General features: G+C 62.8%; 10 protein-coding genes and 1 pseudogene. 5 read left to right on the top strand and 6 right to left on the bottom strand.

What is annotated here, in order from left to right; genetic code table 11:
- A pseudogene (locus HP499_RS14125) lies at positions 1–314 on the top strand (hypothetical protein); the annotation flags it as partial.
- A 66-nt stretch (positions 315–380) separates the two neighbouring features.
- Positions 381–1,433 (top strand): LacI family DNA-binding transcriptional regulator, encoded by a 1,053-nt coding sequence (locus HP499_RS14130; protein ID WP_172324688.1) that lies wholly within the window; start codon positions 381–383, stop codon positions 1,431–1,433.
- Positions 1,434–1,743: 310 nt separating this feature from the next.
- Here the strand turns inward: HP499_RS14130 and HP499_RS14135 are convergent, their stop codons facing one another.
- The 4 genes from HP499_RS14135 to HP499_RS14150 are packed head-to-tail and all read right to left on the bottom strand — an operon-like array spanning position 1,744 to position 6,447.
- Entirely contained in the window at positions 1,744–3,153 is a 1,410-nt protein-coding gene (locus HP499_RS14135) for a glycoside hydrolase family 32 protein (RefSeq protein ID WP_172324690.1), read from the bottom strand.
- 32 nt (positions 3,154–3,185) lie between these two features.
- Positions 3,186–4,058 carry a carbohydrate ABC transporter permease gene (locus HP499_RS14140; protein WP_172324692.1) on the bottom strand — a complete coding sequence of 291 codons (873 nt, stop codon included), beginning with the start codon at positions 4,056–4,058 and terminating at the stop codon, positions 3,186–3,188.
- Positions 4,059–4,066: 8 nt separating this feature from the next.
- Positions 4,067–5,032, bottom strand: a complete 966-nt coding sequence (locus HP499_RS14145; protein ID WP_172324694.1) for a carbohydrate ABC transporter permease — start codon at positions 5,030–5,032, stop codon at positions 4,067–4,069.
- On the bottom strand, positions 5,029–6,447 hold the full coding sequence (locus HP499_RS14150; RefSeq protein ID WP_172324696.1) for a sugar ABC transporter substrate-binding protein: 1,419 nt from the start codon (positions 6,445–6,447) through the stop codon (positions 5,029–5,031). The genes HP499_RS14145 and HP499_RS14150 overlap by 4 nt, the downstream gene beginning before the upstream one ends.
- Positions 6,448–6,601: 154 nt before the next feature.
- On the opposite strand from HP499_RS14150, the gene HP499_RS14155 reads away from it, so the two are divergent.
- Positions 6,602–7,513: a phosphatase PAP2 family protein gene (locus HP499_RS14155; RefSeq protein WP_172324698.1), complete on the top strand. Its 912-nt coding sequence runs from the start codon at positions 6,602–6,604 to the stop codon at positions 7,511–7,513.
- Positions 7,514–7,647: 134 nt separating this feature from the next.
- Here the strand turns inward: HP499_RS14155 and HP499_RS14160 are convergent, their stop codons facing one another.
- Positions 7,648–7,920 (bottom strand): hypothetical protein, encoded by a 273-nt coding sequence (locus HP499_RS14160; RefSeq protein WP_172324700.1) that lies wholly within the window; start codon positions 7,918–7,920, stop codon positions 7,648–7,650.
- Positions 7,921–8,135: 215 nt separating this feature from the next.
- Between HP499_RS14160 and HP499_RS14165 the strand changes: the two genes are divergently transcribed.
- Together HP499_RS14165 and HP499_RS14170 are read left to right on the top strand one after the other, a co-directional pair.
- A complete protein-coding gene (locus HP499_RS14165; protein ID WP_172324702.1) occupies positions 8,136–9,497 on the top strand; it encodes an acyltransferase in 1,362 nt (453 codons plus the stop codon).
- 105 nt (positions 9,498–9,602) lie between these two features.
- Positions 9,603–11,147, top strand: a complete 1,545-nt coding sequence (locus tag HP499_RS14170; protein ID WP_172324704.1) for a M28 family peptidase — start codon at positions 9,603–9,605, stop codon at positions 11,145–11,147.
- Positions 11,148–11,241: 94 nt separating this feature from the next.
- Here the strand turns inward: HP499_RS14170 and HP499_RS14175 are convergent.
- Positions 11,242–11,646 (bottom strand): hypothetical protein (locus HP499_RS14175; RefSeq protein WP_216660003.1); only part of this gene is annotated, 405 nt, incomplete at its 5' end.

The raw sequence follows: 11,646 nt of genomic DNA on the forward strand, positions 1-11,646 counted from the left end.
CGGGGTATTTCCTGCTGATGGCCTCAAGCCTGGTCATCTACGGCCTCTCGGTGTTCTTCGCGTACCTGGACTACCAGCGTTTGGGGAGGGCCGGCGTCGTGCGTCCTTTCCACTGGGCCTGGACGTTCCTGAACTCGGCGGTCTATGTCATTGGCCGTTCGGTGATCGTCAACAAGGTGGCGCCCAAACGCGGGCTGTTGCCGGTATGGATCACCATTGCCGTGTTTGTGATCAGCATGGTGGTGGCCGGCATTTGGACGTCCGTCATGATGCAGAACATGATGTCCTCTTTCGGCTCTTCGATGTCGACCTAGCTTTCCGAGTCAAACCTCACACGCGTTAGGTAGACTGCTGACAAGTCTGCAGGAGAGGAAAGCACCATGAACCGCAAGGCCACCGCACTGGACGTCGCCAAACGGGCGGGCGTGTCCAGAAGCGCGGTCTCGCTGGTTCTGAATGGCCGTGGTGACGGCAATGTGGCCAAGGAAAGCCAGGACCGGATCCGGGCAGCGGCACTGGAACTGAACTACTCCCCTAACGCCATCGCGCTGAGCCTGCGGAACCAGCGGTCGCGCGTGATCGGCATTCTCTCCGATGAAGTGGTGGTCAGCCCGTTCGACGGCAACATCATTGGCGGCGCGGACGACGTCGCCCGAAGCCGCGGTTTCGTCACCGTGGTCATGGACACTGAGCAGGACGCCGCGAGGGACGCCGGCGCTATCGAAACCCTCTTGGACCGGCAGGTTGACGGGCTGATGTACGTGACGGTGGGCCTGAAACCGATCGAGGTTCCGCCTGGCATGCTCCGCGTTCCCTCAGTGCTGGCCAACTGCTACGACGCCCACCCCGCACCCCAACTGCACCACGTCATCCCCGATGAACTCACCGGCGGCAGGGAGGCCACAGAGCACTTGTTGCAACTGGGCCACCGGGACATCGCGCTCCTGGCAGGATCCGAGGACTCCCCAGCCGCGCCACTGCGTGTCCAGGGTTATCGGGATGCACACGCCAAGGGCAACGTGCCGGTACGTGAGGGCAGGATTTTCATGGCCGGCTGGGATATTGATGCGGGTTATCGTGGCGCCATGAAACTGCTCGACGGCGTGTCCCCGGCTGATCGCCCCACGGCCATCATGTGCGCGAACGACCGCCTGGCCGTCGGCGTCACCCTCGCGGCCGCACGGCTTGGGCTCAGTGTCCCCGGCGACCTCTCCATCATGGGCTACGACGACGAAACCCGGATTGCCGACACCATGGTCCCGTCCCTGACCACCATGGCCCTGCCGCTGCGGGAGATCGGCCGCGCCGCCATGACCACGCTGCTGGACGCGATCGAGGGCACTGACGCCATTGGAAAAGGGACCACCGTTGAAACGATGGTCCCTTGCCGCTTGGTCACCCGCGAATCGACCGGCCCCGCACCCACGCGCTGAGTTGCGGGGCCCACTCTGCGCCCCAAACACACCCACAAACACGAACAACAGGCCCCGCAACACACGCACCCCACCGTTGCCAGGCCCACTCTGCGCCCCAAACACACCCACAAACACGAACAACAGGCCCCGCAACACACGCACCCCACCGTTGCCAGGCCCACTCTGCGCCCCAAACACACCCACACACACGAACAACAGGCCCCGCAACACACGCACCCCACCGTTGCGGGGCCCACTCTGCGCCCCAAACACACCCACAAACACGCACAACAGGCCCCGCAACACACGCACGACGCCGGCCTGCCGCCTATGCGGGCAGGCTCAGCTCCCACACGTCGGCAGTCGCGCCGGCGGGCAAGGTGAGTTGCCACTCCTCACCCGGAACAGGGTAGGCCCGAAGCGTGGTGGCCACAGAACCGGAGCGGTACACCTCAACAAGGGACGCATCGATGAAGATCCGGAGCTCCTCCCCCGCGGCCAGAGAACCCGAATAAACCACTTGGGCCTCAGCCCCCGAGCCAAGGAGCAACGCAACCGAACCGGCACCCGAGCCCGCAACCGAGGAAGACGCCCCCCGAACCAGCACCTCGGCAAACGCAGGCACAGCAACAGATCCCGTAGCCCCCGAAGCCACAGCAGCACCCCGGTATGCGAGAACTTCGGGCGCAGGAGCAACCTCCAAAACCCCCTCAACCACCGACAAAACGCGGGGATGCGTCAGCACACCCGACCACCCGGCGTCGTCGATTTCTTCCTGGGTGCGGCCCCGCCGCCCGTCACGGCCGGGACCTTCGTTGGCCCACCCCCACAAGAGAGCAGAAGCAGCATCACCACCGGCGGAATAGGAAAGCTGAACAATTTGCGGCGCATAGAAGTCGCGGCCAAGATCCGCTTTCCCGCCGGAGGACGGAGTAAATACCGGCAAGCCGGACGAAGGATCCGCGGAAAGGGACCCCACCAGGTACCCCACACCGTTGGCGTGCTCGTGGTCGTCGCCGGAGAGCCACAGCGAGAACATCATGACCCAGGTGGAGCCACCTGAAGCGATGGGCACCTCCACCAACTGCGGGCACTCCCAGATCTCAGCGGGGGTATGCGCAGCAGCCACGGGATCAGCCGTGGTCAGCCAGATCCCTTGGTATTTCCAGTCGTCAAGGGACTCCACAGTGTAGAGCAGCAAGGCGGCGCGGCCGTCGGCAAGACCCGCCCCCTGCATGGCGTAACGTGCACCGCCAAACCAGAAAATAAAAGGATCGCGCACGGCGGTCACCAGCGGATCCGCCGGCATGGATGCAGCAACGTGGCCGTCCTGTTCCCAGGTGACCAGATCGGCCGAACCCCGGGCTATAACTACCTGCGAGTGCCCGCCGTGGTCCTGGACCCCCGAGTAGCAAGCTGTGGGCACGCCATCATCCATGGTCACTACGCCTGTCCAGCAGCCCGCCGAATCCGGACCTCCCGCCTGCGGCGTAAGGGCGACGGGATGCTCCTCCCAGCGCACCAGATCAGCAGAGCTCAGGTGCCCCCACTGAATCTGTGAGTGCCTCGCGGACAAAGGGTTGTACTGAAAGAACACGTGGTACCGGCCGTCGATGTAGCTGATGCCGTTGGGATCGTTGATCCAACCCCGCGCCGGCCTGGGGTGGAAGCGCGGGAACGCGGGATCCGGGTGGGTGGCGGCAGCAGCCAGGGATGAGGAGAGTGCAAGGTCCGTCAACGGAACCCCTTTCAAAAGCGATGAAAAAGAAATTACTTGCCCGTACCGGCAGTGAGCCCGTCTTGCAGCGCGCGCTGGCCGAACATGAACACCACCAACGCGGGAATCATGGAGAGGACAACACCGGCCAGCACCACGGAGATGCTGCCCGTGCCGAGGTTGCCTTGGAGCGAGACCAAGCCCAGCGGCAGCGTGAAGTTTTGCTCCGAGATGGTCATGATCAGTGGCCGGAAGAATTCGTTCCAGTGGAAGTTGAACGCCAGGATGCCCACAATCGCCAGGCCAGGCATCGCCAGCGGCGCGTACACGGAACGGAACGTCCGCCACGGCGAGGCGCCGTCGATCGCGGCCGCTTCAGCGAGCTCACCCGGCAACCCCATGAAGTACTGGCGCATCAGGAAGGTGCCGAACGCCGTCGGGATCGCCGGAATGATCAGTGCCAGCAGCGTGTCGGAAAGTCCTACTCCGCGGATCAGCATGAACACGGGAACGATCGTGACCTGCGCGGGCACCATCATGGTGGCCAGCACGATCGAAAACAGCGCTCCGCGTCCGCGAAAGCGCAGGTGCGCGAAGGCGTAGCCGGCCAGCGCTGCGGTCAGCATCTGTCCTACGGCAATGAGGCCCGTAACCAGCGCGCTGTTCACCACCAGTGCCACGATGTTGAGTTGCTTGAAAACTTGCTCGTAAGAGGTCAGGTCCGGGTTCAGCGGCAGGAAGGCGGGCGGCAGCTGGAAGGATTCCGACGGCGGCCGCAGCGAGGTGGACAGCGTCCACAACACCGGACCCAGGATAAAGACGGACGCGATCAGCAAGACGATGACGCGGATGGCCACTGACCAGTCGCGCTTTTTCCGCTTTACTACAGGCGCCGTGGTGGTGACACGTTCTTGAGTGGTAGTCATGGCGGGCCTTACTGGTAGAAGACGAATCGTTTGCTGAGCCGGAACTGGGCGGCGGTGATGGCCATGATGATCAGCGTCAGGATCACGCCGATCGCCGATGCCTGGCCGAACTCAAGACGCTGGAACGCCGATTCGAAGATCACCATCACCGCTGTGCGTGTTGAGTCCCCGGGCCCGCCGCGGGTGAGGACGTATGGCTGGTCGAAGACTTGCAGCGCGTTGATGATCGCCATGACCGAGGCCACCAGGGTGGTGGGGCTCAGCAGCGGCAGTGTGACGAACCAATGCTTGCGCCATCCTGTGGCACCGTCAATGGACGCGGCCTCGTAGGTCTCCACCGGAATGGAGGCCAGGCCGCCGATAAACAGCAGGAACGAGAATCCGAAGTTCTGCCACACATAGACAAGAATTACGACGGCGGCCGACCCTGTTGGCGTCGTCAGCCACGGAACCGCGGGGATGCCGACAATGGACAACAGCCAGTTCACAACACCGAATTGTTCGTTGAAGAGGTACCGCATGAAAATCGAGACCGACGCTGCGGAGAGGATCAACGGGAAGAAGAAGGCAGAGCGGAAGAACACCCTCAGCCAGGCCGGCATCTTCTCCTGCACCATGATGGCCAAACCAAGCGCCAGTCCAAGCTGGAGTGCCACGGCCACCACAACAAACACGATGGTGTTCAGGAACGAGACCCGGACGGTGGGGTCCTGGACTACCTCCGCAAAGTTGTCGAAGCCCACGAATGTTGGCGCCGAGATGATGTCCCAGCGGAAGAACGCGAGCGCGATGGACGCGACGATCGGCAGCAGGGTGAAGATGCCCATGCCCGCGATGGTCGGTGCCAGGAAAGCCCAGGGCAGCCAGCGTTGCTGCATGCGGCCCCGTTTGGGTGCTTGTCCGTTCTTGTGGGCGGCGTGGCGGCGGCCCGGCTCGCTCCCCGTCCCCGTAGGTGTACTGGTTGCGGTGCTCATGGCTGCCTCCTCAGGGCCAGTTCAAGGTCGCGCTGCATGGAATTGAGTGCGTCCTTGAGTTGACGCTCGTCTCCACTGACAGCCAGGCTCACGTTTTTCATCAGGGCGGTTTCGACGGCGGCCTGCTGGGGTGGCGCTGGAATGGGACCTGTGGTGGGGAACTTGTCCAGGGTGTCGTAGAAGACCTTCCAGTTCCGCGGGCCGGTTCCGGCGTAGAGCTGCTCGTTGACCATGGACCGCCGGGCAGGGGTGGTATTGGGGGTGGGGAACACGATCTGCATGGCTTCAAGGCTGGAGCTGAATTTCACCCATTCCCAGGCGGCGTCCTTGTCCTTGGCAGTTTTCATGATTGCGTAGCCGGCCGTGCCGAACTGGTGCCGCTGGGTCCGGCCTTTGGGGAAGAACTGGACGTCGAATCCATCCTCGGTCATCCCCGCCTCGTGAAGGCCTTGCACCCAATAGCCGCCCGCCGGCGTCGTGCCTATCCTGTTGGAGGCGAAGAGGCCGATCAGCGCGCTGCCGCCGCCTTCCTCCGGCCGGACACCCAGCCCGTCTTTGACGAGTCCGCGGAGATAATCGAAGGACTCGAAGACGCGGGGGTCCTCTGCGTTGGGTTCCAGCCACTGGTAGCCGCCGGAGCGGAGGCCTCGTGAGGGGTCGTTGGCATAAAAGCCGTCCCATAGCCATTCGCCGCCCGGGGACTTGGTTTCCTTCAGGAAGCTGGTGTCGTTGGCGTAGAGCCACGGTACTACGCCGCCGAAGAGACGGTTGGTCCAGTAGTACGGGGTGAAGTCCTTGGGGTTGGCCTTCTTCATGGCAGCGAGGGTGCTGCGGAAATCGGTATGCGTCCAGTTATCGGCCGGGCGTTCCAGTCCCGCGGCACGGAGCGATGCGGTGTTGTAGTACATGTTGGCGGCGTTCCAGTCGATGGGGAGCTGGAACAGGCTGCCTTTGTACATGAACGCTTCCACCAGGCTGGGGTGGACGTCCTCGAAGTATTCCCTCATATGGTCCGCGTCACGGCGCAGGTACTCATCCAGCGGGTGTGCCAGCTTCTCGGCAAAAAGCTGGGCTCCCTCCGTTGCCACGTACACCACGTCCGGCGGGGTTCCTGCTGCAACCATGGTGAGGATCTTGGTGAAGAAGTCCTTCCAGTCCACGGCTTGAATTGCCTGGACTTTGACCTTGATTTCGGGGTGGACCTTGGCGAAGGCGTCAATGACCTTCTGGCGGGCTGCGGCATCTGCGGCGGTGCCCATGATGGCGATGCTGAGGCTGTTATCTCCCCGGCCTGGAATATCGGCCCCGGTCAGGCGCGGCCATGACGCCGCGGTGACTCCAACAATTCCGGCGCCGAGGGCTGTAAGGGCACTCCTGCGTGTGAATTCGCGCAAAGCCCCGTTGGTTCCCGACATGTAGATTCCCTTTCCTAACACGTGTTAGGAAGCATATTCCTGGCACCTAACACGTGTCAAGCGTCACAAGGATCTTGCGCCCACCTCACTACGCCCTGAAACGCTGTCGCGCCTTCACACGGACCGTCCAGAGAACTGTGGCACCCTAGACAGAATGAGTTCCCAGCAATTCCGCACCAGCGGGAGGTCGAGCAAACGGCCGCTTCAAAAGCCCACTGCAGGCGTCGGCACAGGATTTCTTTTCATCCTGGCCACCATCGCCAGCATGGTGGGCCTGGCCGCAACGTACTACTTCTTTGTGCGCACCACCATGGGTCAGTTCATCGACGAGTCAGCGCTGGTTGAAGCCACCGTGCTGGGCGGAACAGCCGGCAGGGCCTCTACGGAGTTCCTGGATATGCTGCCCATGATGTCACTCGCGATCGCCGCCATCATGGTGCTCTTCGTGACCATTGCACGCCGCCGCTGGAAAGCCGCCGGCATCGCCGTTGCCGCATGCATCGCCGCCAACGCGGCCACTCAAATCCTCAAGTTCCTCATTCCGGACCGGCCCGACCGCGGCGTCCAAACCCTTGAATTGAACTCCCTCCCCTCCGGACACACAACCCTCGCCGCCTCCGCCGCGGCTGCCGTGTTCCTTATGGTTTCCCCGCGCTGGCGCCCTCTGGCCGGATTCCTCGGCAGCACCTTCGCCGTGGCCACCGGCGTCTCCACGCTGATCAATCAGTGGCACCGCCCGGCCGACGTCGTGGCTGCTTTCCTGGTGGTCGGCGCCGTCATGCTCCCCGCCGGGTGGCTCATCCTCCGCACCGGCAGCAGCTGGAACGTCTGGAAGGGATACGGCGAGCACTGGGCCGCGTCCCGCCTGTGGGTGATGCTGACAGTTGTTGCCTTGGTGGTGGCAGGCATTGTCGCGGCCTACTCGCTCCTCCAGGTCATGCCCGGACTGAGCACCGACAGCACCATCGACTACTTCTGGGCCGGCACAGCGTTCATCGTGATCGCCGGCTACCTGTCCGCCCTTGGCGGCACATGGCTCTTCGGACTGGCAGCGCGGAAGGGCTAGGGCGCTTCACGCTCGACGACGGCACACCCTTACGCGCCACCTGCACCGCACGCTCGACGACGGCACGCCCTTACGCGCAGCACGCACCGGCCCGCGGGGGCAATCGGCGCTAAAGGGTGCCCAGCCCCGGAAGCCTAGTCGGCCGGACCGACCGAGTCGAAGAACTTGGGCTCCTTCGCGGCAGCAGCTCCGCGCACCCGGGCCTGCTCCTGAATGAAGTGTTGATCTTCATCCGTGAGGTGGGTGCCGCCGTGCGCGTCGACGCCCGCATTTTCCCCCGTTTCGCCATTGATGATCGCGGTAACGGTCCGCGGCACGATCATGGTTCCCGGATTGTCGATGAGCCACTGCTGGGTGTCCGGCGAGAGTTGGTCCCAGAATTCTTTGATGTGCACAACAATCAGCACTGCCCTTCATTGGTGGGGTGGATTCATGGAATGCGCCATAGCGCCGGTAGAACACTTGGGTGGCCGGGGATGTGGGTCACTTCAAGGCTACGCCCCGCCATGTGGATCCGGACCTGCTCGTCGCAATCTTTCCGGGGATGACGTCGACTGGGGCTCCGGCATGCGTTACAGTTAGTCCAATCGTTGGATAAACAGTGGCTAAGCCAGGAGTTCCCATGTCATTCACCCTCAGGTCCGACTCACCCAAGTCCAGCCGGAAACGAAGCAATCCAGTTGTCCCCGTAGCTGGTTCACGCGATCTGGTGGTGGATCTCATTCGTGTTGCCTGCATGTTTGCCGTGGTGGCCGTCCACCTTCTCATGATGGGTATCAGTGTGGACTCCGCAGGCATCGGGGTGGGCAATCCCTTGACCTCCTTGACTTGGTTTGCGCAGGGTACGTGGTTCGGACAGGTCATGCCGCTCTTCTTTGTGGTGGGCGGCTTCGCATCACTGACTTCCTGGCGCAGCTTGCAGCGCAAGGGCGGTGACGCCGGCGATTACCTCCGGAACAGGGTACTCAGGCTGGTACGCCCCACGGTCGCCCTTTATGCGTTCCTCACCGTTGCGCTGTGGAGCGCGACGGCGGCCGGCGTCCCGGGCGACCTCCTCACAGTTATCGCTGCGGGTGCCGGAGTTCAGCTGTGGTTCCTCGCTGCTTATCTGATCTGCCAGGCGATGGTGCCCACTATGGCGAAGTTCCACGGCCTGGCACCGTACCGGACCATCGCGGCGCTGGCCGCGGGCGCCGTCGTCGTCGATGGTCTTCGTCTGGGCTTGGAGCACAACCCGTGGGGTTTGGACTCAAATCCGATCGGCCTGCTCAACATGGTGTTCGTGTGGGGGCTTCTGCAGCAGTTGGGCTTCTTTTATGCGGACGGTTTCTTTGACCGCTTCGCTTCGTGGAAACTCGTTCTGGCCGCTGCCGGCTGCTACGCCGCAATGGTTCCGCTCACGCACGCCGGTCCCTACCCCGTGGATATGCTGACCAGCCAGAACCCGCCCATGTTTCCGCTGGTCCTGGTGGGCCTGGCGCACGTCCTGCTGGTGAAGGCCGCGTACCCGGTGCTGCAGCGATGTGTGCAAGTGGGCTGGGTACAGAAGGTGATGTTCGTAGTGGGCAGCCGCGCAATGACCATTTATCTGTGGCATCTGCCGTTGATCATCGCCCTGTTCGGGATCGCCTTGGTTCTGCGGCTGCCATTTCCGCAGCCTGCCAGCACAGAGTGGTGGCTAAGCAGGCCCTTGTTTTACATCGCGGCGTGGGCGCTGGTCCTGCTGGTTTCCATGCCGCTGCTCCGGCTGGAACTGGCCAGCACCGCGCTGGCAGCAGGTGAGCGCCGGCCCGCCATGTGGCGTATCGCGGCTGGCACCGTGCTGGCAATCATCCCGCCGTTCGTGGTGATGAGGCAGGCCCTTGACGTCACCAACGCCACCTGGGGTTTGGTCCTCTTGGTTATTGCCGTGGCGCTTGTTACCGGCAAGGTCCCCCAGCGGTCTTGGAGGACACCCCAGCCCGTGGGGCGGGCCGAAGCCTGACGTGTCCAAAAAAGCAAGCCTTCACCAGCGGGCTCCTGCGGGGTAGATTCTGCGCTACCGTACCCGGCCACCCAATTGCCGGGTCACCACAGGGAGATGCAGGACATGCATACAAAGCACAAACCACGCATTGAAAAACGAACCTCTGCCCTCGCAGCAGGAGTGGCGACCATCGCGATTCTTGCCGTAGCTATAACTCCACCCGCCCTGGCTGATAAGGGGACGGACAGCCAGGCCCTCCGCGACGCCGTCACTGCGGACGCAATCGTAGGCCACCTTGAGGAACTCCAAGCGATCGCCGATGCCAATGGCGGCACCCGGTCGGCAGGGACTACGGGACATGTAGCCTCCGCGGAATACATCGAGCAACAGCTGCGGGCAGCAGGCTATGTGCCCCAGCGCCAGTACTTCGAATATCTCAAGTTCAACCTGGCCAGTGAAGCTTTTGAACGTGTCACGCCAACCCCGCGGACATACACCGAGGATGACTTCGCTGCCATGTCCTACTCAGGTTTCGGCGACGTGACGGCAACGGTGACCGCGGTGGATATCAACCTCACAGGTGATCGTGCATCCACCAGCGGATGTGAGGCTGCCGACTTCACCGGCTTCGTGGCAGGAAGTATCGCCCTCATCCAGCGCGGAACCTGCCCCTTCAACACCAAGGCTGTAAACGCCCAAGCTGCCGGGGCTGCAGGCGTCATCATCTTCAACCAAGGCGACGCCGATGACAGGCTGGCACGGTTGGACGGAACGCTGGGCGCTCCGACGGCTGGCAACCCGGAAGTGACCATCCCCACTGTAGGCGCCAGCTTTGCAGTCGGTGAGGAACTGGCCGGCCTCACGGGTGCTACGGTACGGATCGCAGTTGAGGGCGATACCCAGCCGATCGAGACCTTCAACGTCCTGGCAGATACGGCCGGGCGTGCAGACCGCACTGTAGTGGTAGGTGCCCACCTGGATTCCGTCGCCGAGGGTCCGGGCATCAACGACAACGGCTCCGGATCCGGCGCCATCCTTGAGACGGCCTTGCAGTTTGCGGCGCTTGGAATTTCCCCGGAGAACCGCGTGCGGTTTGCCTGGTGGAGCGGCGAGGAAGATGGCCTGATTGGCTCTGACTACTACGTGGCCCAGCTGAGCAAGAGTGAGCTGAAGAACCACGCACTCAACCTCAACTTCGACATGGTGGCCTCACCCAACCCGGTCCGGTTCGTCTACGACGGTGATGGCAAACCACTCGGAACCGCGGGGCCCAACGGTTCGGCGTTGATTGAGAAGGTGTTCCTGGACTACTTCGCTTCCCAGGGTCTGGCCACGGAGCCCACAGAGTTCGACGGCCGCTCGGATTACTTCGGGTTCATCGAAAACGGCATTCCAGCCGGTGGCCTCTTCACGGGTGCTGAAGAGATCAAGACGGCGGAGCAGGCGACAATCTACGGCGGCACGGCCGGCGTTGCCTACGACCCCTGCTACCACCAGGCCTGCGATGACATCACCAACATTGATACAGCGGTCCTGGAACAGATGGCCGACGCCATTGCCCATTCCACGCTGGTCTTCGCGGAAACCCAGTCCGCGGTGAACGGTACGGCCAAGGGCACAGGCAGCAGCCTGAAGCTCGAATTCAAGGGCAACAAGGCAGTCCGCTAGTAGTTCTGTTTAAACGCGACAACGGCCGCAGGGCAATCCCTCACGGGGTTGTCCTGCGGCCGTTGGTGTTGGTGCGTTGGGGGTGAAGGGCGGCCTAGGTGTCGGAAGCGGCCTTTGCTGGAGCTGTATCCAACACACGCCGTTTCACGTCTTGACGGGTCGTCTCTGCTTGGAATCCGGAGGCAGTGAGTCCTGCCCGCCAGTCCCCGCGACACGTTGCCAGTTCTTCGAAGCACGCCCTGATCAGTTCCTTGGGCGGGGGGATGTGGCCGTCACCAGTGTCGGGCCCCCACCGGTCCATCAGCATGAAGAGGTTATCCGAGTCACCAACAACATCAACAAATGGCAGCTGGTGCTTTTGGATATGGAACCAATCCTTGGCGTTCTGGATAAGAGCCACCGTGTGACTGAAACCCGCCGAATACGCCGGAATAAGATTATGCGCCACGCTGGCCGGTAGTTCGGACATATCCTTGCCGTCCATCTCCCAGGCGTAGGT

This window comes from Paenarthrobacter sp. CM16, from assembly GCF_013179505.1.
In the GTDB taxonomy this organism is placed as follows: Bacteria; Actinomycetota; Actinomycetes; order Actinomycetales; family Micrococcaceae; genus Arthrobacter.